Source organism: Pseudomonas sp. TWR3-1-1 (assembly GCF_049896545.1).
In the GTDB taxonomy this organism is placed as follows: domain Bacteria; phylum Pseudomonadota; class Gammaproteobacteria; order Pseudomonadales; family Pseudomonadaceae; genus Aquipseudomonas; species Aquipseudomonas weihenstephanensis.
The window spans coordinates 624,373-651,054 of sequence record NZ_JAFCUO010000002.1; the positions used below are offsets into that span (position 1 = coordinate 624,373).

Here is a 26,682-nt window from a genome sequence, read left to right on the forward strand (position 1 = left end):
AATGTGAGTAGGACGGTTCCCGATATCGTGTAGTTCACCTTGGGGTCGTCGAAAAGCCAGCCCGTATCGCCGCCGTGAAAACGGATAACAGCAGAGGGAGAGGCCACGCTTCAGGATGAAGACTGGCCCGGGCCTGGAGGCTCGCCCTCAGTGCTGCAACGTTGGCTGACAACAAGGCCCGGATTGTCCAGAAAGAACAAAGTCTGAGCCTATGTTGCCTACCTTATCGTCCGATGCCTGTCGGGTTGCTGTCAGACCGCCTCAAGTTTGGCGTAGCCCATCATCAGCCACTTGCTGCCTTCGTCGAAGTTAACCTGCACCCGCGCCTGCGCGCCGGCACCTTCGAAGTTGAGGATCACGCCTTCACCGAATACCGCATGCTTGACCATCTGTCCCAGTTTGAATTCGGTTTCCGGGATCTCCGAACCGCCAAACAGGGTGCTCGTGTTTTGCTGTTGACCGCCGCCGAAAGGGCGACTAACGCTGTTGGACAAGCGCACTTCTTGAATCAGCCCTTTTGGCACTTCACGTACGAAGCGCGAAACCTTGTTGTAGGTTTCGCTGCCGTAAAGGCGTCGGGTTTCAGCATAGGTCATGACCAGGTTTTGCATGGCGCGGGTGATGCCCACGTAGGCAAGGCGGCGTTCTTCTTCAAGACGCCCCGGCTCTTCCAGGCTCATCTTGTGCGGGAACAGACCTTCTTCCATCCCCACCAAAAACACATACGGGAACTCCAGACCTTTGGCGCTGTGCAGCGTCATCAGCTGGATACCGTCTTCATGCTCTTCGGCTTGCGTGTCACCGGCTTCCAGCGATGCATGACCCAGGAACGCGGCCAGCGGCGTCAGCTCCTCGTCCTCTTCGGTGTTCTCGAAGTTACGGGCGGCGCTGACCAGTTCCTCAAGGTTTTCTACCCGGGCCTGGCCTTTTTCGCCTTTTTCTGCCTGATGGTAAGCAATCAGTCCGCTTTGCTCGATCACGGTTTGAGTCATCAGATGCAGCGGCATCTCCATGACTTTTGCTGCGAGGTTCTCGATCAGTTCAACAAAACCTGTGATGGCGCCCGACGCGCGGCCAGGCAGCGCTTTGTTGGCAATCAACTGGCGCATCGATTCCCACATCGACACGTCGCTGTGGCGTGCGTGTTCACGAATCGCTTCGACTGTTTTTTCGCCAATACCGCGAGCCGGGACGTTAATCACCCGCTCTAGCGCAGCATCATTCCCACGGCCTTCGAGAAGGCGCATGTAGGCCATCGCGTTTTTGATTTCAGCCCGTTCGAAGAAGCGCTGGCCCCCATAAATACGGTACGGAATGCGCTCGCGCAGCAGCGCCTCTTCGAGTACCCGCGATTGGGCGTTGGAGCGGTACAAAATAGCGATGTCTTTATGAGCAAGGCCGGTTTTAAGCGCACTCTCAATGGTTTCGACCACGTAGCGGGCTTCGTCGTGCTCGTTGAAGGCGGCATACAAATTGATTGCTTCGCCGTCGCCGCCATCGGTCCACAGCTCTTTACCCATGCGCCCGGTGTTGTTGGCGATCAGGGCGTTGGCGGCTTTGAGAATGCCGGCAGTGGAGCGGTAGTTCTGCTCCAGACGAATAGTTTCGGCGTCCGGGAAGTCCGTGGAGTACTGGTAAATGTTTTCAATTTTCGCGCCGCGCCAGCCGTAGATGGATTGGTCGTCGTCGCCGACCACCATCAGGCTGTCGCCACCCTGGGCCAGCAATCGCAGCCAGGCATATTGAACGGCGTTGGTGTCCTGAAACTCGTCGACCAAAATGTGCCGGAAGCGTTTTTGGTAATGCGCGAGCAAGCCCGGGTTATCGCGCCACAGGTCCAGCGCGCGTAACAGCAACTCAGAGAAGTCGATCACGCCTGCGCGCTGGCAGGCGGCCTCATAGGCTTCGTAAATGCTGCGCATGGTGGCCAGGAACAAATCGCCACTGGCCTGGATGTGTTGTGGACGCAGACCTTCGTCTTTTTGACCGTTGATAAACCACTGCGCCTGACGCACTGGCCAGCGTTGTTCGTCTAGCCCCAGTTCACGAATCACACGCTTGACCAAGCGTTGCTGATCATCGCTGTCCAGAATCTGGAAGGTCTGGCTCAACCCGGCTTCTTGCCAATGGGCACGCAGCAGGCGGTGCGCCAGCCCGTGGAAGGTGCCAACCCACATACCGGCCGGGTTGATACCCATCAGCTGCTCGATGCGGTGACGCATCTCGGCAGCGGCCTTGTTGGTGAATGTCACCGACAGTACGGAGTGGGGGGACGCGTTTTCGACCTGGATCAACCAGGCGATACGGTGCACCAGCACACGGGTTTTGCCGGAACCTGCGCCGGCCAGAACCAACTGACGCCCGACACTGGCCGTGACGGCCTGACGTTGGGCATCGTTGAGGGAATTTAACAAGAGAGAGAGATCATCGCGCATCGGCGCATTCTAGGGTGCTGGCTCAAACCGGGCAAACTTCTATCCTGTTCGGGCTGGCCGTCTGTCGCAGCGCTGCGGTGAGTGTTTTAAAAGAACTGCAGGTGCGCACTTCAATTACAGGGTCTTGTTTCGTCTGTTTAATGACGTGTCTCAGTTTGGTCACGGGCCTGGCTTGTGTATGCTCGGGCAACATTTTTTGGCTCATCCACTGATAAGAATATTGCCGATGATTCAGAGTTTTAGCGCGTCGGGTGTGGCGTTGGGCACCGGGCTCGGTTTTTTTTTGGCGCTGCTGGGCGTTGTCGGCTGGCGAGCCAGTCAGCGCCGCCAAGGACGGCGCTTGGCACCTCCTGTATGGCCTGAAGTGTTGCAGCAGGCTCAGGGGCACAACGTGCAGCGCACTGCACCGGCGTCGTGCGAGGTTGAGCAACGGCGTTTGGCCGCCACCGTGTTTGAAGCGGCCAGCGAAGGCATTGTGATCCTCGACCCCGATTACCGGATGTTGGCGGCCAATCAGGCGTTTTGTCGCATCAGTGGTTACGCCGTCGAAGAGCTGGTCGGGCGGCGTGTGAACGAACTGGCATGCAGTCGTGATGCCCGCCGTCACTTTCCAATGATCCAGCCGGTGCTGGATGAGCACGACCATTGGCAGGGCGAGTTGGTCGAAACGCGCAAAAGCGGTGAGCTTTACCCGCAATGGCTGCAACTTAAAGTCGTGCGTAATGATGACGGGCGTATCAGCCACATCGTGGCCTTTGTCAGCGACCTGTCAGCGCGGCGTATTTCTGAAGCCCGGGTGCGCCATCTGACGCATTTTGATGAACTCACAGGGCTGGCCAATCGCCTGTTGTTCAAAGAGCGGCTGGAAGAAGCCAATCAGCGTGTGCGCCAAGGTGCCCGCAACCTTGCGCTGCTCTACATCAACCTTGATCGTTTCAAGCTGCTCAATGACAGCCTGAGTCCCGAACTGGCTGACCAAGTGCTGCATAAAGTCGCTCGACGCCTGACCAAAGCACTGCCGGAGGCAGACACCATTGCGCGGCTCTCTGGTGATGAATTCGCTGTGTTGTTCGATGCGTACGGTAGCCTGACGAGTCTGGCGCGTGTGGCGACCCGGCTGTTGGCCAAAATCAGCCGGCCATTGGTGATTGACGGGCATGAACTGGTCATCAGCGCATCAATGGGCATCAGCTTGTTGCCTGAAAGCGCACGGGACATCGCCACGCTGGTCAGCCAGTCCAACAAGGCCATGCAGCAAGCCAAACACTTGGGCGGCGGCACGTTTCAGTTTTTCAGTCATAGCCTGCAAGACAGTACCCTTGAACGCTTGCAGCTGGAAAACCAACTGCGCAAGGCAATTGCCGATCAGCAACTCAAAGTCTTCTACCAACCCAAGCTGTGCCTGACCACAGGGCGTTTGCACGCGGCGGAGGCGTTGGTGCGCTGGGATCATCCACAACTGGGCAGCGTGCCCCCGAGTGATTTTATTGGTTTGGCCGAAGAGACCGGCCTGATTGGTGCCATTGGCGAGTTTGTACTGCGCCAGGCGTGTCATCAGGCGTGTGAGTGGCAACGCGAAGGGCTGGCGCCGATACGGGTATCGGTCAATTTGTCAGTGCATCAATTGCGTCAGGGCAAGTTGGTCAGTTTGGTGCGTCAAGTGCTGGAAGAGAGCGGGCTGGCGCCTCATTGCCTGGAGCTGGAACTCACTGAAAGCCAGTTGCTGGACAGTGTTGATTCCATTGTTGCGACTTTCCAGCAACTCCACGAGTTGGGGGTAAAACTGGCGATTGATGACTTTGGCACGGGGTATTCGTCCCTCAGTTACCTCAAACGGTTTGCTGTGGATTACGTAAAAATCGATCAAACATTTATTCGCGGTGTCGGCCGCTCGGTCGAGGATGAGGCGATTACCAAAGCGATTATCGCGATGGCCCACAGCCTGGATTTAAAGGTTGTAGCCGAAGGCGTGGAAGACGACGTGCAGTTGGCGTTTCTCAAGGCGCAGCAGTGCGACGAGGTGCAGGGATATTTGATCAGTCGCCCCATTAATCCTTCAGCTTTAGGTGATTTATTACGCAGCAATGTAGTCTTTTTGTAGTGCTAAAAAGGGCTACATAGAGCTTTGGTAGCCTGTATTGGGGGTAAAACGCAGGTGTACGCGACGTATTGGTTGGGCAGAAATCGAATTCTTGTAGTATAACTACAAGATTGCTACATCTCTGGTACCTCACCTTTTCAGACCGAGTCCTGCCCTTTGAACTTGCTGCAACATATCGCCCAGTCACGCCACTTGTTACGTAAATCGGAACTCAAGGTCGCCGATCACGTGCTGCTTGATCCTGCGGCTGTAATGCACAGTTCCATGGCCGACCTTGCCCATAACGTCGGTATCAGTGAGCCCACCATCGTGCGCTTTTGCCGGGCGATTGGGTGTTCCGGGTTTCAAGACCTGAAACTCAAGCTGGCGCAAAGCCTGGCGGCGGGTGCCAGTTTTGGTCAGTTCGCCATCCATGAAGACGACTCTGTCGCTGACTACAGCCTCAAAATTTTCGACACCACGCTGCACACCCTGATGGACGTGCGTGAAAAGCTCGACCCTGTGGCGTTGCAGCGTGCCGTGACCGCCATGTCTCAGGCTCAGCGTGTCGAGTTTTATGGCTTTGGTGCCTCGGGTGCCGTGGCGGCCGATGCGCAGCACAAGTTTTTCCGTTTGTTGCTAACGGCAGCGGCCTATTCCGACCCGCACATGCAGGCGATGTCGGCCGTGACCTTGAAGCCCACCGACGTGGCCATCTGCATCTCGCAGTCGGGTCGCTCCAAAGACTTGCTGATTACCGCCAATTTGGTGCGTGAAAGCGGCGCAACATTGATCACGTTATGCCCCAGCCAAACGCCATTGGCAGAGTTGGCCACCGTGAACCTGGCCATCGATGTTCACGAAGACACCGAAATCTATACGCCATTGACCTCGCGCATCGCCCACCTGGTGGTGATCGACGTGCTGGCAATGGGCGTGGCAATGGCCCGTGGCCCGAGCCTGGTCAACCACCTCAAGAGCGTCAAGCGCAGCCTGCGCAGTTTGCGCCTGTCGCCAAAATCGCTGAAAAACCACGACGATTAACCCCGCCTAAATACCTCGCAGGCGGCGATTTTTTGATCGTAAACAATCGCAGCCTTCGCCAGCGCCTACAGAGGTCGTACCCGGTTCATTCTTTTGTCATTGGGGCTTCGCTCAATTGTCACAAACAAAGTCCATCGTAAAGCTCCCGTACACGCCTTGGGAGACTCGAAATGGCCCAGCCTTACGAAGAACGCAACAGCGCCGTCAAAACCCGTCGTCAACAGGAAGACCAGCGCCGCATGGCCTTCCGGCGCGCGATTGAAGACCATACGGACCAGCGCTTATTGCGCCTTGAAACGGCCGACTACCCCGACCTCGGCGCCATCAATTACTGGCAGGCGCCACCGGTAAATGGCCGTCGAAGCGCTCAACCAGCGCGCTGATTTGCTGACGCTCGCTGCGAATAAAGCCTACGAACGCATGCGCCACCGGTGACAGGCGTTTGGCTTTTGCCTGCACCACGCACCAACTGCGATACAGCGGCAATTCTTCGACCGGCAGCTCACGCAGCAAGCCGGTCGCCAGCTCCAGGCTGACAGCGTGGCGCGTCAACAGCGCCACGCCCAACCCCGCCACCGCACATTCACGCTGAGCATCGGTCGACGCCACCTCCAGCGTCTGTTTGAAGTGCACGCGTTTATCTTTGAAATATTCTTCGCACGCCCTGCGCGTGCCAGACCCTTGCTCGCGCATCAGCAGCGTGAAGGGTTCCAGCTCTTGAAGTTGTAAGGTTTCGCGCTGGCCCAAGGGGTGATCGGGCGGCGCAACAGCAATGATCGGGTTATTCAAAAACGGCAAAAATTCCAGACCCATGTCCAGCGGCACCATCGACATGATCACCAGATCGTCGCGGTTGTCTGAAAGTCTGCGCACCGCTTGTGCCCGATTGACCACCGTGAGTTGCAAATTGACTTCGGGGTGCAGGCGCTTGAACGCCGCAAAAAGATGCGGCACAAAATATTTCGCACTCGACTCCACGGCCAATTTCAGCTGCCCTTGTAGCGAACCGAGCAGGTCGGACAGCTGCATATCAAGGTTTTCCAGTCGGTCAAAAATATCGCGACTGGCCCGCTGAAGCGCTTCAGCGGCCTCGGTCATGTACAGCTTTTTGCCGACGTAATCGAATAAAGGCTGCCCAACCAGTTCTTCAAGCTGGCGAATTTGTAGACTTACGGCGGGTTGCGTCAGCGACATTTCTTCTGCTGCACGGCTGTAAGAGCGTAAATCACACACTTCATTGAATACCTGAAGCTGCCTAAAAGTGATACGCATCAATGACTTACGCATTTTTATAAAATTATCCGAAGCGACAAGTGATCTGACTATAAGTTGTTACTTATGCACGACCCAAGAATTATTGATTTTTGTTTATCAATGCGTGGGTCTAGTGTGACGACACAACGGTTCAGACACATTTGGACACGTGCCGACTTGGTCTAGCAGGTCGTTTGTTTCATGGGCTTTAGGGAAAATCCAAGTGATAAAAAAGATCCTGATCGCCAACCGCGGAGAAATTGCCGTCCGAATCGTGCGTGCCTGCGCCGAGATGGGCATTCGCTCTGTAGCGGTCTATTCCGATGCTGACCGGCATGCCTTGCACGTCAAGCGCGCCGACGAAGCACACAGCATTGGCGAAGACCCGCTCGCCGGTTATCTGAACCCACGCAAACTGGTCAACCTGGCGGTAGAAACCGGCTGCGATGCCTTGCACCCCGGTTACGGTTTCCTGTCAGAAAATGCCGAATTGGCTGACATCTGCGCCGAGCGCGGTATCAAATTCATCGGCCCGGCTGCCGAAGTCATTCGGCGCATGGGCGATAAAACTGAAGCCCGCCGCAGCATGATCAAAGCCGGTGTGCCGGTCACGCCGGGTACTGAGGGCAACGTGGCGGATATTCACGAGGCGTTGCTTGAAGGTGAGCGCATCGGCTACCCGGTCATGCTCAAAGCCACCTCGGGCGGCGGCGGCCGCGGGATTCGTCGCTGCAACAGCCGCGAAGAGCTGGAGCAAGCGTTTCCGCGGGTGATCTCCGAAGCCACCAAAGCCTTTGGCTCGGCTGAAGTGTTTCTCGAAAAATGCATCGTTAATCCCAAGCACATCGAAGCGCAAATTCTCGGTGACAGCTTTGGCAACGTCGTCCATCTGTTCGAGCGCGACTGCTCGATTCAGCGCCGCAACCAAAAGCTCATCGAAATTGCCCCCAGCCCTCAGTTGACCCCGGAGCAGCGCGCCTACATCGGCGACCTGTCCGTGCGCGCCGCCAAGGCCGTGGGCTACGAGAATGCGGGCACCGTGGAGTTTCTGCTCGCTGAAGGCGAGGTGTACTTCATGGAGATGAACACGCGGGTGCAGGTGGAGCACACCATCACCGAAGAAATCACCGGCATCGACATCGTTCGCGAGCAAATCCGTATCGCTTCCGGTTTACCGCTGTCGATCAAGCAAGAAGACATTCAGCACCGCGGCTTTGCCCTGCAATTTCGGATCAACGCCGAAGACCCGAAAAACAACTTTCTGCCCAGCTTCGGCAAGATCACCCGTTACTACGCCCCCGGCGGCCCCGGCGTGCGCACCGACACGGCGATCTACACCGGCTACACCATCCCGCCGTATTACGACTCCATGTGTCTGAAACTGGTGGTGTGGGCGCTGACGTGGGAAGAGGCGATGGACCGTGGTTTGCGCGCCCTCGACGACATGCGTCTGCAAGGGGTCAAAACCACCGCCGCCTACTACCAGGAAATCCTGCGTAACCCGGAATTTCGCAGTGGCCAGTTCAACACCAGCTTCGTAGAAAGCCATCCTGAACTGACCAACTACTCGATCAAGCGCAAACCCGAAGAGCTGGCACTGGCCATTGCTGCCGCCATCGCTGCCCACGCAGGCCTGTGAGGAAAAGAATAATGAGCAAAAAGATTTTTGTAACCGACACCATCCTGCGTGACGCCCACCAGTCGCTGCTGGCCACCCGCATGCGCACCGAAGACATGCTGCCCATCTGCGACAAGCTCGACAAAGTGGGCTATTGGTCGCTGGAAGTCTGGGGCGGCGCGACCTTTGACGCCTGCGTGCGCTTCCTTAAAGAAGATCCGTGGGAGCGCCTGCGTCAGTTGCGTGCGGCCTTGCCCACTACCCGCCTGCAAATGTTGTTGCGTGGCCAGAACCTGCTCGGCTACCGCCACTACAGCGACGACGTGGTCAAAGCCTTCGTCGCCAAGGCGGCGGTCAATGGCATCGACGTGTTCCGCATCTTCGACGCCATGAACGACGTGCGTAACCTGCGCGTCGCCATCGAGGCGGTCAAAGCGGCCGGCAAGCACGCTCAGGGCACCATCGCCTACACCACCAGCCCGGTGCACACCACCGAAGCGTTTGTGGCGCAGGCCAAACAAATGGAGGCGATGGGTTGCGACTCGGTGGCAATCAAAGACATGGCTGGCCTGCTGACCCCGTTCGCCACCGGCGATCTGGTCAAAGCGCTGAAGGCTGAAATCAGCCTGCCGATCTTTATCCACTCTCACGACACTGCTGGTCTGGCTGCCATGTGCCAGCTCAAAGCGATCGAAAACGGCGCAGACCACATCGACACCGCGATCTCCAGCTTTGCGTGGGGCACCAGCCACCCAGGCACCGAGTCGATGGTGGCCGCCCTTAAAGGCAGCGAGTACGACACCGGCCTCGACCTGGCACTGTTGCAGGAAATCGGTTTGTACTTTTACGCCGTGCGTAAGAAGTACCACCAGTTTGAAAGCGAATTCACCGCCGTCGACACTCGCGTGCAAGTTAACCAAGTACCGGGCGGCATGATTTCCAACCTGGCCAACCAGCTCAAAGAGCAGGGCGCGCTGAACCGCATGAGCGAAGTGCTGGCCGAAATCCCGCGTGTGCGCGAAGACCTCGGCTACCCGCCGCTGGTTACGCCGACCTCGCAAATCGTAGGCACTCAGGCGTTCTTCAACGTACTGGCGGGCGAGCGCTACAAAACCATCACCAACGAAGTGAAGCTCTATCTGCAAGGCGGCTACGGCAAGGCGCCGGGCGTGGTGAATGAAAAACTGCGTCGTCAGGCCATCGGCAACGAAGAACTGATCGACGTCCGTCCGGCTGACCTGCTCAAGCCCGAAATGGTCAAGCTGCGCGGTGAGATTGGTGCATTGGCCACGTCCGAAGAAGATGTGCTGACCTACGCCATGTTCCCGGACATCGGGCGTAAATTCCTTGAAGAGCGTGCTGCGGGCACGCTCGTGCCTGAAGTGCTGTTGCCGATCCCGGAAGCGGGCGGTGTCAGCAAAGCGGGCGGCGAGGGTGTACCGACTGAATTTGTAATCGACGTGCACGGCGAGAGCTACCGCGTAGACATCACTGGTGTAGGCGTTAAAGCTGAAGGCAAACGTCACTTCTACCTGTCAATTGACGGCATGCCCGAAGAAGTGGTGTTCGAGCCGCTCAATGAGTTTGTCGGTGGCGCCTCCAGCAAGCGCAAGCAAGCCAGCGAACCTGGTCACGTCAGCACCGCCATGCCGGGCAACATCGTCGACGTACTGGTGGCCGTGGGCGACACCGTCAAAGCCGGCCAATCGGTACTCATCACCGAAGCCATGAAAATGGAAACCGAAGTGCAGGCCGCGATTGCGGGCAAAGTGGTAACCATCCATGTGATCAAAGGCGATCGCGTCAACCCGGGCGAAATCCTGATCGAAATCGAAGCCTGATGCGCCGTTGATCCAAACGCTTTAAACCTCGGGGGAGCATGTGCTCCCCTTTTTTTTTGCGTGCAATTTTCAATCTGCACGTTAATGCAGATATCACTCAAGGTAAGTTCTTTATTCTGTATTTAAATGCAGGTTGAGGCAGGATAAAGATCCGCAAGTGCACTATATTGCAGTCATTACAGGCTTTTTCGAGTTTTATGTGCATTAAATTGCAGGTGAGAAAATGTTTCAGCTGACCTTACAGCTCTACAGTGCTGGCCAATGGCAAGACGCGATGACCTTGGTTTTTCCTGAGCCGGAGAAAGGGCTCGATGGGGCGTGCCGTTTTGGTTACAAGCAGGATTATCTGCTGCAAAACCTGGAGTCCGTCGACAGCCCCTTCATAGCGTCAGTCAGTGCTCGTGTACCTCTGGGGTGGGATGCGCAGCACTTGAGAAAAGCGCCAGCTTTCTTGCATGACATTGCGCCAGCCGGGGCCGCAAAAAAAATTCTGATCAAGCAAATAGGGCGGGAAAAACCCGATGCGCTGAGCATTGACCTGTTTCTGCTTAGTCGCAGTACGCCCGCCCCAATAGGTCATTTGCGGATAAAAGAATCGTTTGAGCGGCTCGATACCTCTCCACCGATGGGCTTCGCTCGCCAAGACGTGATTGATCGGGACAACACCTTTCTTGAATACGCTCACGAACAAGGGGCCGCGATTGGCGGCGCATCAGGGGCGGGTGGCGAAGCGCCAAAGCTGTTGATGGTGCAGAGTGCGCAGGGACTTTTATACCCGGATGCCACGTTGGGAGACGCAGAAGTCACGCAGCACTGGTTTATCAAGTTTGCGCGCAACCAGGGCCTTAACCAGGACTGCGATATTTTGCGCAGTGAATTCATGTACTACAAAGCCCTCCAGGCGTTGGGTATTGAAACGGTTCCTGCTCAAGGGTTGGCATTGGAAGAGGGGCGCAAGCCAAGCCTGTGGATGCAGCGTTTTGATCGTAAGGTGACAGCCCAAACCGTCGAGAGGTTTGCCGTAGAGTCGGTTTACTCCTTGGCTCAAGTCACTGAACCGGGCAGTGACATGAATCATGTGGAAGTGCTTGCTTTGCTGACGACACTTTGGAAGCAGGCGGGTCAGCAAGCGCAGATACCAGACTTGGTGGCAGAGTATTTACGGCGCGATTTGCTGAATAAAATCTTGGGTAATAGCGATAACCATGGACGCAATATTGCGATTATTCGAGAGGTTGATTCGCTTCGCCTGGCACCCATTTACGATTTAGCGCCAATGGTGATGGACGACGCAGGCATTACACGCACAACCAAGTGGTCCCGAGATGTAGAGCGCGCGGGGCAGATCAATTGGCGTGCGGCTTGTGACTCGCTGGATGGGATTGTTGAGCCTGACAGCGCGTTTGAGCGCTTATGTGCTGATGCCGAGTCATTGCGCGCCTTGCCTGACGTGCTTCATGCGCTGGGGTTGCCGCGCGTGACGATGGACCACCCGCAAATTGCGCTCAAGCATCTTGATCATCATTTGCGCGAATGGGGTTTGAAATGACGATTTCGATTGATGCGCGAAGCCTGAGAATCGAGGCCATTGAGGCTGATTTGGCTCAGGGGAAAATTACCTTGGGCGCCGCCGTTAAGCGGCTGCGGGTAGAAGTCACACAATTGCAGCAAACCCAATTTGCCCGAATGTGCAAAATTTCGGTGCGCACGTTGATTCAAATCGAACACGACGAAGGCAATCCCACGCTCAAGTCCCTGAATGCCGTGTTCAAACCCTTTGGTCTGCAAATGGGTGTGGTTCGGCTGTCTCGCAATTTCTAGCTGCGCCTAAGCTCCAAAAACGCCCAACAGTCCTTGCTGGGCGTACTGATCATTTTTTATACAGCAGATGCCCTGCATTCTTCCAGAGACTTGATTTGGCCGCTTTTTGGCTGGTTATCCAGTGCCAGCCATTTTTCGAAGCCTGCCGCAACAGGTGACCATTGCGTACTGATTATGCTGTACCACGTAGTATCCCTATTCTTGCCTTTTACCATCATATGCTGGCGAAATACGCCTTCGAATGTGTACCCCAATCGTACCGCTGTACGTTTGGAGCGGGCGTTGTCATTGTTGCATTTCCATTCCAGGCGACGATTGCCCAGTGCAAAGGCTTCTTTGGCTAGCAAGTAGACGGCTTCGGTGCTTTTGGGCGAGCGTTGCATCGGTGCACCAAATGCCACATGGCCAATTTCGATACGCCCGTGTTCCGGCACGATGCACATCAGGCTAAGCAGGCCCTGTGCCTGATCGTTGGCACTGTCGATTACGGCATAGAAATGCGGGTCGGCACTGGCGGCATTTTTTTCAAGCCAGGCATCAAAGGCACTGCGTTCCGGGAAAGGGCCGTAAGGCAAGTAATCCCACAGCTTGGGATCGCTCTCGGGTCCCTGTAAGGCTAGCCATAAATCGTCGCCATGCCGGGCTGGATCGAGTTTTTCCAGACGTATATATAGCCCTTCAAGTGTTCGGTTATCCGGGATTGTGGCCGGTTGCCAGTGTTGTAGAGATTCGGACATGGCGTGCTCCTTATTTATGACAAGGCTTTACGAAATTGGATGAAGCCAGGGCGATCCGCAATACGTTCATACAACCGAATGGCCGTGGCATTGGTTTCTTGGGTCAACCAATGCACTTTGGCGCATTCCAGGGTGCGAGCCTGCGCATAGACGTGTTCGATCAATTGGCGACCGACCCCGGTGCCACGCAAGTGCGGGCTTACGTACAAGTCTTGCAGGTAGCACGAGTTGCCAATGCTCCAGTTAGAGCGATGAATAACGGTCTGCACCATGCCTACCGCCTCATCGTCTTGCCAGGCAAGGGCCAGATGAGTCGGTTCGGCCGGGTCCATGAAACGTTGCCAGGTGGATTGGCTGACGTCGGCGGGCAGCTCGGTTTTGTAAAACGTAAGGTACGCCTGCCAGAGTGGCATCCACACATCGTGGTCGGCGGCAGTGGCGGGTTTGATCTGGATGTTGGCGGTCATGAAGCTATTCCTTAGCGATTCAAGAGGTCTGGACTTCGCACCGACAGAGAATGTTCTTGGCGAATGCCTGCATCCTAGGCAGGCTATTGGCCCGTTGTAAGAGCCATTAACGACCCATTTCGTAGGTCCAATGCATGCCTGATTCAGCCTTGCCTATCGCTTTCAACCCTGCGGGTATCGAGCTTGATCCTAAAAAAGGATTGAGCCGTCAGTTGTATCAGGCGTTACGCGAGCGGGTACTGGACGGTCGATTGAGTGGTGGCGCGCGTTTGCCGGCCAGCCGTGACTTAGCGGCAGCGCTCGGTATTTCGCGCAATAGCGTGGTGCGCGCCTACGATCAGCTGTACGCCGAAGGCTTTAGAGAAGGCCGGATTGGAAATGGCACCTACGTCGTGCAATTACCCCAAAAAGCGCAGGCGCCGAAAAAGTTGTCCACCAACTTGTCCACAGGGTTTTCAACAGGGTTACCCACAGGTTTATCCACAAAATCGCCTTTTTTACCTGTAATTACGTCCAGTAAAGTTATCCACAGCACAGCGCTGCACAAGGTCTCAAGACACTCTCTGGACCTGCCTCCCAGCGGGCCGCCGCGCGCTTTTCGGGTGGGCATTCCGGCTTTTGATTTGTTCCCGTTTGAGGTCTGGAGCAAGCTGCAAGCCGCTTTTTGGCGTAAGCCGGATTTGCAGCAACTGTGTTACGGCGACCCGGCCGGGGATGAGCGTCTGCGCGGGCTCATTGCCGCGTATTTACGTACATCGCGGGGTTTATCCTGCTCTGCTGAACAAATTTTGATCACCTGCGGCGCGCAGCAAGGAATTAGCCTTTGTGCACAGTTGCTGGTGGAGCTGGGTGAGGGCGTGGCGGTGGAAAACCCCGGCTACCACGCGGCAGCCCAAGCGTTCGCAATTGCGGGTGCTCAAGTGCTGGGGGTGCCGGTCGATCAGGAAGGCATGAAGTGTGACGCGTTAGCAGGCCTGCCGACTTGCCGATTGGCCTACGTGACACCGTCCCATCAGTACCCGTCGGGGGTGACCATGAGCCTGGCGCGACGCCTTGAGTTGCTGGCGTGGGCTGAGCGCACGCAAGGCTGGATTGTCGAAGATGATTACGATGGCGAATACCGTTACAGCGGCGCGCCGTTGTCGCCATTGGCCGCGCTGGACCGTACCGGGCGCGTCATTTACGTCGGCACGTTTGGCAAGGTCGCCTTTCCGGCGTTACGCCTCGGTTATCTGGTATTACCCCACGCTCTGATTGAACCCTTCGCCCAGCGTCGCTCGCTGGACATGCGCCATTCGGAGGTCAGCACCCAGGCGGTCATGGCCGAGTTTATGGCCGCAGGGCATTTTCAGCGTCACATCCGGCGCATGCGGCGCGCCGCGTTGAGTCGGCGTAATACCTTGCTGGCGCATTGGCCAAAGGGAGTTGAGGGCGTAGGAGAATTACCGGACATCGTGGCAGGTTTGCACGTCACCGTGCCGGTCAGCAGCCTTGAGCGCGAGCATATATTGCTGACGCAGGCCCATCAGGCACAGGTAGAAATCAACGGTTTGAGCCGCTATTGGCTGCGCGACTCGGTCGAGCCTGTGGATAACCGTGCCGGTTTGGTGCTGGGGTTTGCGGGTGTGCCCGAGGCGGATATCCGCGCGGCGTTAGCGCGGTTGAGCAAGGTCTGGAGATGAGCAACGCGCAGTCGCATTCGCAGGCTGCGAAGGGTTGCTTAGCAACCCGTTTATCGAAAGTACCGCTGACCTTTTTCCGCCTGGGCCGTGACTACGGAGCAGGGATTACGTGCCCGATTTTATTTTGGTCCACGCCCGTGTGCGCGCTCGCTCGGCGTCACGCGGCAGCGGTGTGAGGGTGTAAAGCGTTTCCATCGCCGCTTCGGTGGGGTACAGGTTCGGGTTATTGCGAATGCTTGGGGCCACCCGCTCTGTGGCGTCTTTGTTGGGGTTGGGGTAGCCGACAAAGTCACTGATCGGCGCAATCACTTTGGGTTGCAGCAAGTAGTTGATGAAGGTGTAGGCGTCTTCGGTATTTTTCGCCCCTTTAGGGATCGCCAGCATGTCGAACCAGATCGGCGCGCCTTCTTTGGGTAAGCGCATGTCGACCGTCACACCATTTTTAGCCTCTTTGGCGCGGTTAGCCGCCTGCGAAAAACTGCCCGAATAACCGACGGCCACACAAATGTCGCCATTGGCGATGTCGGCCATGTATTTGGAGGAGTGGAAGTAGGTCACGTATGGGCGAATTTTCAGCAGCAGGGCTTCAGCCTTGGCGTAGTCCTTGGGGTTGTTGCTGTTGGGCGGTAGCCCCAAATGTTGCAGCGCCAGCGGCAATATTTCTGAGGGCGAGTCCAGCAACGCCACGCCGCATTGTTTGAGTTTGCTGATGTTCTCTTCTTTGAAAATCAGGTCCCAACTGTCGACGGGGGCGTTCTCGCCCAGCGCGGCCTTGACCTTGTCCGGGTTGAACCCGATCAGAATCGTGCCGTACATATACGGCACGGCGAATTGATTGCCGGGGTCGTTGGCTTCAATCAACTTCATCAGTTTGGGATCAAGGTGGTTCCAGTTCGGGAGTTTGCTGCGGTCCAGCGGCTGGAACACCCCCGCTTCGATCTGCTTGGCCAGAAACACATTGGACGGCACCACCACGTCATACCCCGAGTTTCCCGTGAGCAGCTTGGCTTCCAGCGCTTCGTTGGTGTCGAAAATGTCGTAGATGAGTTTGACCTGGGTGTCCTTTTTGAAATCCACCAGGGTTTGCGGGGTGATGTAGTCGAACCAGTTGTACACGCGCAAGGTGCGGTCTTCGGCGTGTACGGCGGTGCTGAGCAGCGCGGTGGCGCAGAGCACCGGGGTAAAGAAACGCGTAAGGGTATTCATTGTTGTTATGTCCTCATTGAGCGCTCAGGAAGCCTTCAAGCACGTTGACGGCGTTGACGCCGATCTCTTCTACCGCGTAACCGCCTTCCATCACAAACAGCGTCGGCTTGCCCAGGCGCGCAATGCGTTCGCCCATGCGCACGTAGTCCGGGCTGTCGAGTTTGAACTGGGAAATCGGGTCATTTTTAAAGGTGTCGACGCCCAGTGAAATCACCAGCACATCGGCGTTATACCGCTCTACCTCAAGGCATGCCTGCTCCAGTGCGGCGCTCCAGCGGTCCCAGGCGGAACCTGCGGCCAGCGGGTAGTTGAAGTTGAAGCCTTCTCCCGGCCCTTCACCGCGCTCGTCTTCGTAACCCAGAAAGAACGGAAACTCGGCCTCTGGGTGGCCATGAATTGAGGTGAACAACACATCGTTGCGCGCGTAGAAAATCGACTGCGTGCCATTACCGTGGTGGTAGTCCACGTCGAGAATGGCCACCTTGCGCCGGCCTTGATCGAGGAAGGCTTGAGCCGCGATGGCAGCATTGTTGAGGTAGCAATAACCGCCCATTAAATCGCTGGCAGCGTGATGGCCCGGTGGGCGACATAGGGCGAAAGCGCTGTGAGCGCCGCGCTGAATTTCTGCTTGTGCTGTCAGTGCCACTTGCGCCGCGCTGTAGGCCGCTTGCCATGTGCCCGCCGTAATCGGCGCGCCACCGTCAAAGCTGTAGTAACCCAACTGGCCGTGCAGGCTGGTCGGGATGATCGGACGTAAGGTGCGAGCGGGCCACGTGTAGGGCAACAGGTCGCCGTCGCGGCCATGTTCGGCCCAGCGCGCCCACGCCCCCTGGAAGAAATCCAGATACGCCGCCGTGTGAATGCGTTCGATGGGGTCGCGGCCAAAGTCGCGGGGGGCTTGTACCGGACCCAGCTCACGGGTTTTAACCCGCTGCAGGATGTGGTCGGCGCGCGAGGGCATTTCGAAGCAGGGCATGAGTTGCCCGTCCATCAGCTCACAACGGCCGTGATGCAGGTGGTGATCGTCTGAATAGATCGTCAGCATTTTCTTATTCTCCGCAGGCGTAATCGGTGATCTACAGTCTTGCGGGGTCGCGGGGTTCAGAGAACGGCAGGAGCGGCCAAAAGGGGATTGATATGGCCAAAATGATTGACCGAAATTCGCCCCTGAGCGGATCAACGTGCTCCACGTCGCAGGGGTCGAAGGCGACGCTCGGCGGCGCAAACATCGTAAAAAGCAGGGTGTTCAAGCGCGAAACTGGCTCGGTGATACGCCGCTCCAGCGCACGAAGGCGTGGCGAAAGCTCGCGGTTTCGCTGAACCCCAGGGTGTCGGCAATCCGGTAAATCGGCCATTCGGTTTCATTGAGCAGCAACTTGGCGCGCTCAAAGCGCAGGTCGTCGAGCAGCATTTGATAGCTGCACCCCATGTCATGCAGGTGCCGGCGCAAGGTGCGGGGCGAGCAGTTCATTTGTTGCGCCAGGCCCTCAAGCCCCGGCGCAGCATGCAGTTGCGCTGCCAGCAGTTGGCGGATGCGGTCCAGCCAGGACTGGCGCCCCGTGAACTCAAGGTTTTGTTTGCGGCAGCGCTCCGCCATTGCCTGATGGGTCACGGCATCGGCCAGGGGCAGCGGCATATCAAGCCAATGCAGGGCAAAGCCGAAGGCGTTGTCGGGGGCTTGGAAGGCGTGCGGGCAATCGAAGTTGTCCGCGTAGCGGGCGTGATAGTCCGGCGCGGGGTGAGCGAAGCGTGCGCCTAAAAGAGGCAATGGGCGGCCGAGCAGGTCTTCGCAAATCACCTTGAGCGAGGCCAGGCACAACTCGGTGTTGAACACCGCCAGTTGCGGGTTTTCGCGATAGCCCGCAGCGCAGAACCACACCGCGCCGTCTTCGAGACTCAGGCTCAGCTCAAAAAGTGTTCCCAGCAGCGCCGGGTAGCGTAAGGCCAGGCGCAAAGCGTCACCTAAGGTGGCACTGGTGAGCAGGGCGTAACCCAGCATGCCGTAGGACGAAACATGCATGCGCCGGCCCAGCTCCAGGCCGATTTCCCGGCGGATGGCCACGGCGTTGGCGCACACGCGCATTTCCTGATTGGTGGTGATGCGCGTGTCGGCACGGCTCAAGTCCGCGGCACGTATACCGCTGCCTGCCAGCAGCGCTTCGCTGGGCAGGCCTTCGGCCTTGAAGGTGCTGAGCACCAGCGACACCGCGTTCAGGGTGGTGAGATGGGAATGCAGCATGCTCGCTTCCAGCGTGAAGGTGCTGTAAGCGAGCAAGTTGTGTGCCGAGGTGGGGAAGGGTCGCTGCGACGGGAGAATGACGCAGGTCGGTTAAACCAACTCCCCGCACACATCCAGCTCAACCAAACGGCGCACTTCGGCCAGTAGCAAATCGGCGCCCAGCAACGCGTGCAGCTTGCCGAACACCGCTTCGCGGGTCATGCCGCCCCCTGACAACACCCCCGCGTCACGCAAGCGACTGCCCGCTTCGTACACGTCCAGCTCCACGCCGCCTTCGTGGCATTGCGTAATGGCGACGATCACGATGCCGTTTTCCTGCGCCCGTTGCAGGCTGGCCAGGAACGCGGGGTCATCGCTGGGACCGGTGCCGCTGCCGAAACATTCCAGCACCAAGGCTTCGATGCCACTGTTGAGCAGCGCATCGAGCTGCGCTGCGCCGATGCCCGGCACCAGCGGCAGCACGCCCACGTTGGCAAGGTGCTTGGGCCGGTTGTAGAGCAGCTCGCTCGGCACGTAGTCGGCCGCTGTCCCACCGCCATTGCGCAGGAGTGACACAAACGGGTTGCGCCCGAAGCTGCGCACTTTGGCGCAACGGGTCGGTGCCATCAGCGTGCCGTGGAAGTACAACTGCACACCGTTGGGCTGACCTTGAGCAAGGGCTGCCAATGCGCCGCTGACGTTCTCCCAGGCATCGCTGTGGGGCACGCCCGCAGGCAACATGGAGCCGGTGAACAGTACAGGGGCTGGCAAGCCAATCAATTGAAAGCACATCGCCGCAGCGCTGTAGGCCAGTGTGTCAGTACCATGCAGGACCAATACCGAATCGCAGTCTTGCTGATCAATGGCTTCGATAATCGCCGCACTCAGGCGCAGCCAGTAGGCGGGCGTCATGTTGGCGCTGTCGATCAGCGGGCTCATTTCGCGAAAGCACCACTGCACCACGTTCAGGTCAGGTTGGCTGGCGAGGTACTCGCCCATGCGCGCTTCAAACCCCGAGGCGGGCGCAAGGCCATTGGCACTGGCTTGCATGCCGATAGTGCCGCCGGTGTAGAGCACCATGACCCGTTTGGCAGCGTTGGAGGTGGCAACAGTCATTGATAAGTCCCCATAAGCAAAAACGCGGCGGTTCTGTTCAGAACCGCCGCGTCAGTGTCAGCGTTTTGTGTCTTCGACCTTGGCGGCCGGTGTCGGCGGCCAGGCCTTCACGTCCAGATCCAGGTCCGAGAATTTACTGGAATCGAACACCGGTGTCTTGATCCCCGCACGACGTTGGTCGTCGTAGTCCTTGAGCACGCGCATGCAGATTTTGAACAGCATGGCCAAGGCAATCAGGTTCACGAACGCCAGCAGGGTCATGGTGATGTCGGCAAAAGCGAACACGGTTTGCAGGTTTTCAATCGAGCCCCACACGATCAGCACCAATACCAGCGCGCGATAACCGATGAGCGCTTTGCGGTTTTCACCGATCAAAAAGCGCAGGTTATTTTCGCCCAGGTAGTAGTTGTAGAGCATCGAGGTGAACACGAACAACGCCAGCGCCACGCTGATGAACACGCGGCCCCACTCGCCCACCACGGCGGCCAGGGAGTTTTGGGTCAGGGCAATGCCGTCGCCTTCAAAGCCTGGAGTGTAAAAGCCGGACAGCAGAATCAGCAGCGCCGTACAGGTGCAGATGACGAAAGTGTCTAGGAACACGCTGAATGCCTGAACCACGCCCTGAGCAACCGGGTGTTCCACATCCGCCACGGCGGCCACGTTCGGTGCGCTGCCCAAACCGGCTTCGTTGGCGAACACGCCGCGTTTAACGCCCATCACGATTGCGCTGCCGATCAGGCCGCCAAACACCGGGTCCATGCCGAAGGCGCTTTTCACGATGTGGCCGAGCATGGCCGGGACTTGGTCAAATTGCAGCACGATCACGTACACCGTGACGGCGATGTAGGCCAGGGTTTTGACCGGCACCAACAAGTCGGCGACCGAGGCGATGCGTTTGATACCGCCGATAAACACCAGCCCCAACAGCACGGCAATGGCCACACCGGAGTAGTTCACGTCAAAACCGAAGGCGTCTTGCAGCGAGTGCGTCACCGCGTGGGCTTGCAGGCCCATGAAGGCGAAGCCAAAGGTGACCAGCAGCAACACGGCCATCAGCTTGCCCATCCAGGCTTTGCCCAGACCGTGCTTCATATAGAAGGAGGGGCCGCCACGCAGCTGGCCTTCGGCGTCGCGGCGCTTGTACAACTGGCCAAGGGTGCATTCGATGAGGCTGCTGGACATGCCGACCAGTGCGGTCACCCACATCCAGAACACGGCACCGGGGCCACCCAGGGTTACGGCAATGCCGACGCCGGCAATGTTGCCCGCACCCACACGGCCCGCCAGGCTGAGCATCAGGGCTTGAAAGGAGCTGAGTTGGCCAGCGCTGCTGCGCAGGCTGTCTTTGAACACCGCAAACATGTGCAGGAAGTAACGAAACTGAACGAAACGCGAGCGGATCGTGAAGTAGCCACCGAGCCCGACCATGAGCACGATTAGCACTTTCCCTGAGAGGAAGTCATTGATGACTTCAAGCATGGATTATTCCTCGCTGTTTTTATCTGATGGCAAAACGGCCAGATCGAAATATCGCGTTACACCCGTGTGTGCAGGGCATAAACGTAGGCGATCAAGGCGACCCTGGCCATGTTGCTGCTTGGTTTACGATGCTGTTTGCGCAGTGCCGCTGGCCGCTGTAGCGGGGCCGATGCATGGCAAGAGGGCGGGCACTATACCTAGGCGTAGTGGAAGCGTCTGCATAAGCCATTGATTTTTCATATACATGCCGTCTGAAAATTCACTTTTTAGGGCGCTGTCATTCCTGTACGCGCGCGTGATCGCGATGGATGCGCCGCGGACGCCGCCTTCGGCAACCGTTACGTAAGTAACGCCAAATCGCAGGCAAAAAAAAGGGCCCGCAGATACATCTGCAAGCCCTCAAAAGGTGAGAGGTGTCTAGTCCCTCGACCTGGTGAGCGTGTTACAGCATCAGGCCTTTAAAGGCACCAGACGCGGAGCAATCATGTTTTCCGGGCGCAGGATGTCGTCGAGCATGGCGTCGTCGAGCAAGCCTTCTTCGCGCACCAGTTCCAGCACGCCGCGGCCGCTTTCAAGGGCGATACGGGCGATGCGGGTGGCGTTTTCATAGCCGATGTACGGGTTCAGTGCCGTCACCAGACCAATCGAGTGTTCGACCAGCTCGCGGCAGCGCGCTTCGTTGGCGGTGATGCCGACGATGCAGTGTTCGCGCAGCATGTCCATTGCACGTTGCAGCAGGCGGATCGAGTCGAAGATCTTGAAGGCGATCAGCGGTTCCATCACGTTCAGTTGCAGTTGGCCACCTTCGGCCGCAATGGTCAGTGCCAAGTCGTTACCGATGATCTGGAACGCCACCTGGTTAACGGCTTCCGGGATAACCGGGTTGACCTTGCCAGGCATGATCGAGCTGCCTGGCTGACGCGCTGGCAGGTTGATTTCGTTGATGCCGGTACGTGGGCCGCTGGACAGCAGGCGCAGGTCGTTACAAATCTTCGACAGTTTGACCGCAGTACGCTTGAGCATGCCGGAGAACAGTACGAAGGCACCCATGTCGGACGTGGCTTCGATCAAGTCGGCCGCAGGCACCAGCGGGTGACCGCTGATGGTCGCCAGGCGGTTGACGGCCAGCAGTTGATAGCGCGGGTCGGCGTTGATGCCGGTCCCAATCGCCGTGCCGCCCAGGTTCACTTCGGTCAGCAACTCTGGCGCCAGTGTTTTAAGGCGAGCCAGGTCTTCACCCAAGGTGGTGGCGAAGGCGCGGAACTCTTGACCCAAGGTCATCGGTACGGCGTCTTGCAATTGGGTGCGGCCCATCTTCAATACATGGTTGAACTCAACGCCCTTGGCAGCGAACGCCTGAATCAGGCTGTCGAGGCTGGCCAGCAGCGCGTCGTGACCCAGCAACAAGCCCAGGCGGATGGCCGTCGGGTAGGCGTCGTTGGTGGACTGCGCCATGTTGACGTCGTTGTTAGGGTGCAGGTACTGGTACTCGCCTTTCTGGTGGCCCATGGCCTCCAGTGCGATGTTGGCGATCACTTCGTTGGCATTCATGTTGGTTGAAGTGCCAGCGCCGCCCTGGATCATGTCCACCACGAACTCTTCGTGGAAATCGCCGCGCACCAAACGGGCACAGGCTTCGCTGATCGCCGCGTGCTTGGGTGCACTGAGGTGGCCCAGTTCGCGGTTAGCATCTGCCGCGGCTTGCTTGACCATGGCCAGGGCCACAACCAACTTTGGGTAATGCGAAATCGGAACGCCGGAGAGACGGAAGTTATTCACCGCTCGCAGGGTCTGGATGCCGTAATACGCTTGAGCGGGTACTTCGAGTACGCCAAGCAGGTCTTTTTCAGTGCGGAAAGATGCAGCGGAGGACATGATAGAAATCATCTCGATAAGGACCCGGTATAGGCCGGAACGCTGCGAATCCTAGGCTTGCGGTCTATTTTGGGCCAATGCCTTTAAACACTATCCTATGCATAAACGGCATAATGGCGACGTGACGCGACAGGCGCGTCGGACGTGTGACCCAAATTGGTGCGCCTCTGGGAGGCTCGATGAATCTCGAAAGTAAATGGCTCGAAGACTTCAGTGCTCTTGCCGCCACGCGCAGTTTTTCTCAGGCGGCGGAGCGTCGTTTTGTGACGCAGCCGGCCTTCAGTCGACGTATTCGCAGCCTTGAATCCGCGCTGGGGCTGACGTTGGTGAATCGTTCCCGCACCCCGGTGGAGTTGACTGCGGCCGGTCAGCTGTTTTTGGTCACGGCACGCACCGTGGTTGAGCAACTGGGCGAGGTGTTGCGTCACCTGCACCACCTCGAAGGCGGGCAGGGCGAGGTCATGCAAGTGGCGGCAGCGCACTCCCTGGCGCTGGGTTTTTTCCCGCGCTGGATCGCTCAATTGCGCAATGAAGGGCTGAACATCGCGACGCGTCTGGTTGCGACTAACGTCGGAGACGCGGTGCATGCATTGCGCGAAGGCGGCTGCGATTTGATGCTGGCTTTTTACGATCCTGACGCCGCTTTGCAAATGGACCCGGAAATTTTCCCGTCTTTGCACCTGGGCAATACCGAAATGTTGCCCGTGTGTGCGGCGGATGCAGACGGCAAGCCGTTGTTTGACCTGGAAGGCGATGTAAGCGTGCCGTTGCTGGCGTATAGCGCGGGCGCGTTTCTGGGGCGGTCAGTCAATTTGTTGCTGCGCCAACGCAGCCTGCGTTTCACCACTATTTATGAGACCGCTATGGCGGACAGCCTCAAGAGCATGGCGCTCGAAGGATTGGGCATTGCGTGGGTGCCGCATTTAAGTGTGCGGGCCGAACTGGCGCGCGGTGAATTGGTGGTGTGTGGCGGGCCTCAATGGCACGTACCGTTGGAGATTCGCCTGTATCGCTGCGCCTTGGTGCGTAAGGCCAATGTGCGGTTGCTGTGGCGCAAGCTGGAAAGTGGTACGCAGCCTGAGTGAGGGTGACCTGGCTTTGGCCAAACGGCGCAAAGCCAGGTGGCGGGCGTTATTCAAGTTTGCCTAGAAAGCTTTTAATGCGATCGCGGTTGATGGTGCTGAAACGCAAGAGGCTGCCGCTGCCCACTTCATCGCCTGTGGCCATGTAGCTTGAAAGCACATTGCCTCGGTTGGCAGGGTCCGGGGTTTGCATCACGCCGGTGTGTTTGGCATTAAAGGTGTGGCCTACCTCATGCGCAATGGTGGTGGCGTCAACGGTGGAAGCAATCACCGAGTTGCCTGCATTAACGCCGGACTGGGCCGCACCCGCGACGGAGTCAGTGATAAAACCATCAATGACCAATATGTTGCGGTCAGTTTGATAGGGGGTCACGCCGATGTCTTTGGCGAACTGGTTAGCCACGGTGTTCCATTCATTCACTTTCGTGGCGGTATCAGGGCTTTTGTAGTCGAAGTCAGTGACGCCCGGTACGTATTCGTAGAGGTTAACGTTGATTTGACGACCACTGATGTTGCCCAGCTCTTGCACGAAATGATCGAAGTTAAAGGTTTTGAGGTTTTGATAGGTGGCGTCAGAGACGCTGTTGTGGATGAACGCATTGAGGTTGATGGGGTTCATGTAACTCCTCCTGTGCATGACTGGCTGAGGGCTGAATGTCGCGGGGTGCCATGAAGGCATCGCATGGCCCCGGGTGAAGCTGAAGGTTAGAGCGGCGCAGTGCATTTCGCAGCTGACTGGGTTCGCTACGAGTCGTGGCTCTTTTCGCGGCAGCAGGTAGCCGCGTGCCAGGTTTTTGCGGGGCGTTGCCGGCTGTTCATGGCTTGACCTGAAGGTCAGTAAAACCGGGCGTTTGTGGGATTTAGAGGGGCGCAGACAGATGGTCACCAAAGGTGCTTTTAACGCACTTCTTTGGGGTATACTGCGCGGCCTTCGGCTGGCTTGACCGGCCTTAATTCCTATAACAAGCCACGTCGGATCCCCCACGTGGCTTGTTGTTTTTTGACGCGCCTGCGGGCGCCCAAGAGAAGAGGCGCGACGATGAGTGCACTGGTAGGCGTGATCATGGGCTCCAAGTCCGATTGGTCCACCCTCAGCCACACCGCCGATATGCTGGAAAAACTCGGCATCCCTTACGAAGTGAAAGTGGTCTCTGCCCACCGCACTCCGGATCTGCTGTTCCAGTATGCCGAAGAGGCCGAAGGCCGCGGCATCGAGGTCATCATTGCCGGTGCCGGTGGCGCAGCCCACTTGCCTGGCATGTGTGCCGCGAAAACCCATTTGCCGGTGCTTGGTGTGCCCGTGCAATCGTCGATGCTGTCGGGTGTCGACTCGCTGTTGTCCATCGTGCAAATGCCGGCGGGCATTCCGGTTGCGACACTGGCCATCGGTAAAGCCGGCGCAATCAATGCGGCGCTGCTGTCCGCCAGCATCCTGGGCGCCAAGCACCCCCAATTCCATACCGTTTTGAAAGCATTCCGTGCTGAACAGACTGACAGCGTGCTGGACAATCCAGACCCGCGCCTGGCCTGAGGTTTTAACGATGAAAATCGGTGTAATCGGTGGCGGCCAGTTGGGTCGCATGCTGGCTTTGGCGGGGACCCCGCTGGGCATGAACTTCGCTTTCCTTGATCCGGCTCCCGACGCCTGTGCGGCGTCTTTGGGTGAACATATTCGTGCTGACTACGGCGATCAGGACCACTTGCGCCAATTGGCGGATGAAGTCGACCTGGTCACGTTTGAGTTCGAAAGCGTACCGGCTGAAACCGTGGCTTTCCTGTCGCAATTTGTACCGGTTTACCCGAGTGCCGAAGCGCTGCGCATTGCCCGTGATCGCTGGTTTGAAAAAAGCATGTTCAAAGACTTGGGCATTCCGACCCCGGCCTTTGCCGACATCCAGTCCCAGGCAGACCTGGACGCCGCCGTGGCCAGCATCGGCCTGCCCGCAGTGCTCAAAACCCGCACGTTGGGTTACGACGGCAAGGGCCAGAAAGTGCTGCGCACCCCTGCCGATGTGGTGGGTACGTTTGCCGAGCTGGGCAGCGTAGCGTGCCTGCTGGAAGGTTTTGTACCGTTCACGGGTGAAGTGTCGCTGATCGCCGTGCGCGGTCGTGATGGCGAAACACAGTTTTACCCGTTGGTGCACAACACCCACGACAGCGGCATTCTCAAGCTGTCGGTGGCCAGTACCGATCACCCGCTGCAAGCTTTGGCTGAAGACTACTCCAGCCGTGTGCTCAAGCAGCTGGATTACGTGGGCGTGATGGCGTTCGAGTTCTTTGAAGTCGACGGTGGCCTTAAGGCCAACGAAATCGCGCCGCGTGTTCACAACTCGGGGCACTGGACCACAGAAGGCGCCGAGTGCAGCCAGTTTGAAAACCACCTGCGGGCCATTGCAGGCTTGCCGCTGGGTTCCACGGCCAAGGTGGGCGAAAGCGCCATGCTCAACTTTATCGGCACGGTGCCGCCGGTTGAGCAGGTGATTGCGATTGCCGACTGCCATTTGCACCACTATGGCAAGGCGTTCAAGGTGGGCCGCAAGGTCGGTCACGCCAACCTGCGCTGCGCTGACATGGCGACCTTGCAAGCGCAGATCCTGCGCGTTGAAGCACTGATCGACCACGCGTAAGACGAACATCGGCGGGAACCATTCGGTGGCCGCCGCTCTCTGATGGCGTGATGCCAAAGTGCTGACTAGGCTTTGGTTTAACGCCATCTATAGAGAGGAA

The 26,682-nt window shown here is 57.8% G+C and carries 21 protein-coding genes and 1 pseudogene; 11 read left to right on the plus strand and 11 right to left on the minus strand.

All coding sequences use genetic code 11. From position 1 onward, the window contains the following. Positions 1-251 precede the first annotated feature (251 nt). On the minus strand, positions 252-2,435 hold the full coding sequence (gene uvrD, locus ACP7A4_RS08425) for a DNA helicase II (RefSeq protein WP_426246353.1): 2,184 nt from the start codon (positions 2,433-2,435) through the stop codon (positions 252-254). Positions 2,436-2,859: 424 nt separating this feature from the next. On the opposite strand from uvrD, the pseudogene ACP7A4_RS08430 reads away from it, so the two are divergent. The 3 genes and pseudogenes from ACP7A4_RS08430 to ACP7A4_RS08440 all read left to right on the plus strand — a co-directional run. Further along, positions 2,860-4,536: pseudogene (locus tag ACP7A4_RS08430) on the plus strand (putative bifunctional diguanylate cyclase/phosphodiesterase); the annotation flags it as partial. Positions 4,537-4,692: 156 nt separating this feature from the next. Next, complete coding sequence (hexR, locus tag ACP7A4_RS08435) at positions 4,693-5,559, plus strand: transcriptional regulator HexR (protein WP_048363743.1); 867 nt, start codon at positions 4,693-4,695, stop codon at positions 5,557-5,559. A gap of 170 nt (positions 5,560-5,729) precedes the next feature. Further along, a complete protein-coding gene (locus tag ACP7A4_RS08440; protein ID WP_059766127.1) occupies positions 5,730-5,942 on the plus strand; it encodes a PA3496 family putative envelope integrity protein in 213 nt (70 codons plus the stop codon). On the opposite strand, the gene ACP7A4_RS08445 is transcribed toward ACP7A4_RS08440, so the two are convergent. Next, positions 5,884-6,846 carry a LysR family transcriptional regulator gene (locus tag ACP7A4_RS08445; protein ID WP_426246356.1) on the minus strand — a complete coding sequence of 321 codons (963 nt, stop codon included), beginning with the start codon at positions 6,844-6,846 and terminating at the stop codon, positions 5,884-5,886. The two genes, ACP7A4_RS08440 and ACP7A4_RS08445, sit on opposite strands and share 59 nt — an antisense overlap. A 190-nt stretch (positions 6,847-7,036) precedes the next feature. Between ACP7A4_RS08445 and ACP7A4_RS08450 the strand changes: the two genes are divergently transcribed. From ACP7A4_RS08450 to ACP7A4_RS08465, 4 genes are all read left to right on the plus strand, one after another. Further along, entirely contained in the window at positions 7,037-8,452 is a 1,416-nt protein-coding gene (locus ACP7A4_RS08450) for an acetyl-CoA carboxylase biotin carboxylase subunit (RefSeq protein ID WP_019412168.1), read from the plus strand. A gap of 11 nt (positions 8,453-8,463) precedes the next feature. Further along, entirely contained in the window at positions 8,464-10,272 is a 1,809-nt protein-coding gene (gene oadA, locus ACP7A4_RS08455) for a sodium-extruding oxaloacetate decarboxylase subunit alpha (RefSeq protein ID WP_203302131.1), read from the plus strand. A gap of 223 nt (positions 10,273-10,495) precedes the next feature. Then, positions 10,496-11,821, plus strand: a complete 1,326-nt coding sequence (locus tag ACP7A4_RS08460) for a type II toxin-antitoxin system HipA family toxin (RefSeq protein WP_426246359.1) — start codon at positions 10,496-10,498, stop codon at positions 11,819-11,821. Further along, positions 11,818-12,093 carry a helix-turn-helix domain-containing protein gene (locus tag ACP7A4_RS08465; RefSeq protein WP_059766135.1) on the plus strand — a complete coding sequence of 92 codons (276 nt, stop codon included), beginning with the start codon at positions 11,818-11,820 and terminating at the stop codon, positions 12,091-12,093. Before ACP7A4_RS08460 ends, ACP7A4_RS08465 begins: the two co-directional genes overlap by 4 nt. A gap of 56 nt (positions 12,094-12,149) precedes the next feature. Here ACP7A4_RS08465 and ACP7A4_RS08470 read toward each other — a convergent pair whose 3' ends face one another. Together ACP7A4_RS08470 and ACP7A4_RS08475 are read right to left on the minus strand one after the other, a co-directional pair. Beyond that, positions 12,150-12,830, minus strand: a complete 681-nt coding sequence (locus ACP7A4_RS08470; protein ID WP_426246361.1) for a GNAT family N-acetyltransferase — start codon at positions 12,828-12,830, stop codon at positions 12,150-12,152. Positions 12,831-12,844: 14 nt separating this feature from the next. Then, the gene (locus ACP7A4_RS08475) at positions 12,845-13,297 is read right to left on the minus strand and encodes a GNAT family N-acetyltransferase (protein ID WP_426246363.1); all 453 of its coding nucleotides are present in this window, start codon (positions 13,295-13,297) and stop codon (positions 12,845-12,847) included. A gap of 134 nt (positions 13,298-13,431) precedes the next feature. Between ACP7A4_RS08475 and ACP7A4_RS08480 the strand changes: the two genes are divergently transcribed. Continuing rightward, a complete protein-coding gene (locus ACP7A4_RS08480) occupies positions 13,432-14,979 on the plus strand; it encodes a PLP-dependent aminotransferase family protein (protein ID WP_426246365.1) in 1,548 nt (515 codons plus the stop codon). Positions 14,980-15,084: 105 nt separating this feature from the next. Here ACP7A4_RS08480 and ACP7A4_RS08485 read toward each other — a convergent pair whose 3' ends face one another. The 6 genes from ACP7A4_RS08485 to aspA form a co-directional block, all read right to left on the minus strand. Next, positions 15,085-16,185: a polyamine ABC transporter substrate-binding protein gene (locus tag ACP7A4_RS08485; RefSeq protein ID WP_059766144.1), complete on the minus strand. Its 1,101-nt coding sequence runs from the start codon at positions 16,183-16,185 to the stop codon at positions 15,085-15,087. A 13-nt stretch (positions 16,186-16,198) separates the two neighbouring features. Next, on the minus strand, positions 16,199-17,230 hold the full coding sequence (locus tag ACP7A4_RS08490) for a histone deacetylase family protein (protein WP_426246368.1): 1,032 nt from the start codon (positions 17,228-17,230) through the stop codon (positions 16,199-16,201). 201 nt (positions 17,231-17,431) lie between these two features. Continuing rightward, positions 17,432-18,424: an AraC family transcriptional regulator gene (locus ACP7A4_RS08495; RefSeq protein WP_203302135.1), complete on the minus strand. Its 993-nt coding sequence runs from the start codon at positions 18,422-18,424 to the stop codon at positions 17,432-17,434. Positions 18,425-18,514: 90 nt separating this feature from the next. Beyond that, complete coding sequence (locus tag ACP7A4_RS08500) at positions 18,515-19,519, minus strand: asparaginase (RefSeq protein WP_426246370.1); 1,005 nt, start codon at positions 19,517-19,519, stop codon at positions 18,515-18,517. Positions 19,520-19,576: 57 nt separating this feature from the next. After that, a complete protein-coding gene (locus ACP7A4_RS08505) occupies positions 19,577-20,998 on the minus strand; it encodes an alanine/glycine:cation symporter family protein (RefSeq protein ID WP_048363731.1) in 1,422 nt (473 codons plus the stop codon). A gap of 450 nt (positions 20,999-21,448) precedes the next feature. Then, the gene (gene aspA / locus ACP7A4_RS08510; RefSeq protein WP_048363729.1) at positions 21,449-22,873 is read right to left on the minus strand and encodes an aspartate ammonia-lyase; all 1,425 of its coding nucleotides are present in this window, start codon (positions 22,871-22,873) and stop codon (positions 21,449-21,451) included. Between the two features lie 179 nt (positions 22,874-23,052). On the opposite strand from aspA, the gene ACP7A4_RS08515 reads away from it, so the two are divergent. Continuing rightward, positions 23,053-23,958 (plus strand): LysR substrate-binding domain-containing protein, encoded by a 906-nt coding sequence (locus ACP7A4_RS08515; RefSeq protein ID WP_048363728.1) that lies wholly within the window; start codon positions 23,053-23,055, stop codon positions 23,956-23,958. A 46-nt stretch (positions 23,959-24,004) separates the two neighbouring features. Here the strand turns inward: ACP7A4_RS08515 and ACP7A4_RS08520 are convergent, their stop codons facing one another. Further along, positions 24,005-24,574: a M12 family metallo-peptidase gene (locus tag ACP7A4_RS08520; protein WP_059766154.1), complete on the minus strand. Its 570-nt coding sequence runs from the start codon at positions 24,572-24,574 to the stop codon at positions 24,005-24,007. A 420-nt stretch (positions 24,575-24,994) separates the two neighbouring features. Between ACP7A4_RS08520 and purE the strand changes: the two genes are divergently transcribed. Continuing rightward, entirely contained in the window at positions 24,995-25,486 is a 492-nt protein-coding gene (purE, locus tag ACP7A4_RS08525; RefSeq protein WP_047279087.1) for a 5-(carboxyamino)imidazole ribonucleotide mutase, read from the plus strand. Positions 25,487-25,496: 10 nt separating this feature from the next. Next, positions 25,497-26,582, plus strand: a complete 1,086-nt coding sequence (locus ACP7A4_RS08530; RefSeq protein ID WP_059766156.1) for a 5-(carboxyamino)imidazole ribonucleotide synthase — start codon at positions 25,497-25,499, stop codon at positions 26,580-26,582. The last annotated feature ends 100 nt before the right edge of the window (positions 26,583-26,682 follow it).

Coding starts and splice junctions, on each gene's coding strand:
- ACP7A4_RS08480 (WP_426246365.1), top strand. CDS start 13,432: ATGCCTGATTCAGCCTTGCCTATCGCTTTCAACCCTGCGGGTATCGAG.
- ACP7A4_RS08515 (WP_048363728.1), top strand. CDS start 23,053: ATGAATCTCGAAAGTAAATGGCTCGAAGACTTCAGTGCTCTTGCCGCC.
- ACP7A4_RS08470 (WP_426246361.1), bottom strand. CDS start 12,830: ATGTCCGAATCTCTACAACACTGGCAACCGGCCACAATCCCGGATAAC.
- oadA (WP_203302131.1), top strand. CDS start 8,464: ATGAGCAAAAAGATTTTTGTAACCGACACCATCCTGCGTGACGCCCAC.
- ACP7A4_RS08500 (WP_426246370.1), bottom strand. CDS start 19,519: ATGACTGTTGCCACCTCCAACGCTGCCAAACGGGTCATGGTGCTCTAC.
- ACP7A4_RS08520 (WP_059766154.1), bottom strand. CDS start 24,574: ATGAACCCCATCAACCTCAATGCGTTCATCCACAACAGCGTCTCTGAC.
- ACP7A4_RS08490 (WP_426246368.1), bottom strand. CDS start 17,230: ATGCTGACGATCTATTCAGACGATCACCACCTGCATCACGGCCGTTGT.
- ACP7A4_RS08505 (WP_048363731.1), bottom strand. CDS start 20,998: ATGCTTGAAGTCATCAATGACTTCCTCTCAGGGAAAGTGCTAATCGTG.
- ACP7A4_RS08495 (WP_203302135.1), bottom strand. CDS start 18,424: ATGCTGCATTCCCATCTCACCACCCTGAACGCGGTGTCGCTGGTGCTC.
- ACP7A4_RS08460 (WP_426246359.1), top strand. CDS start 10,496: ATGTTTCAGCTGACCTTACAGCTCTACAGTGCTGGCCAATGGCAAGAC.
- ACP7A4_RS08475 (WP_426246363.1), bottom strand. CDS start 13,297: ATGACCGCCAACATCCAGATCAAACCCGCCACTGCCGCCGACCACGAT.
- ACP7A4_RS08440 (WP_059766127.1), top strand. CDS start 5,730: ATGGCCCAGCCTTACGAAGAACGCAACAGCGCCGTCAAAACCCGTCGT.
- ACP7A4_RS08530 (WP_059766156.1), top strand. CDS start 25,497: ATGAAAATCGGTGTAATCGGTGGCGGCCAGTTGGGTCGCATGCTGGCT.
- ACP7A4_RS08485 (WP_059766144.1), bottom strand. CDS start 16,185: ATGAATACCCTTACGCGTTTCTTTACCCCGGTGCTCTGCGCCACCGCG.
- purE (WP_047279087.1), top strand. CDS start 24,995: ATGAGTGCACTGGTAGGCGTGATCATGGGCTCCAAGTCCGATTGGTCC.
- uvrD (WP_426246353.1), bottom strand. CDS start 2,435: ATGCGCGATGATCTCTCTCTCTTGTTAAATTCCCTCAACGATGCCCAA.
- aspA (WP_048363729.1), bottom strand. CDS start 22,873: ATGTCCTCCGCTGCATCTTTCCGCACTGAAAAAGACCTGCTTGGCGTA.
- ACP7A4_RS08445 (WP_426246356.1), bottom strand. CDS start 6,846: ATGCGTAAGTCATTGATGCGTATCACTTTTAGGCAGCTTCAGGTATTC.
- ACP7A4_RS08465 (WP_059766135.1), top strand. CDS start 11,818: ATGACGATTTCGATTGATGCGCGAAGCCTGAGAATCGAGGCCATTGAG.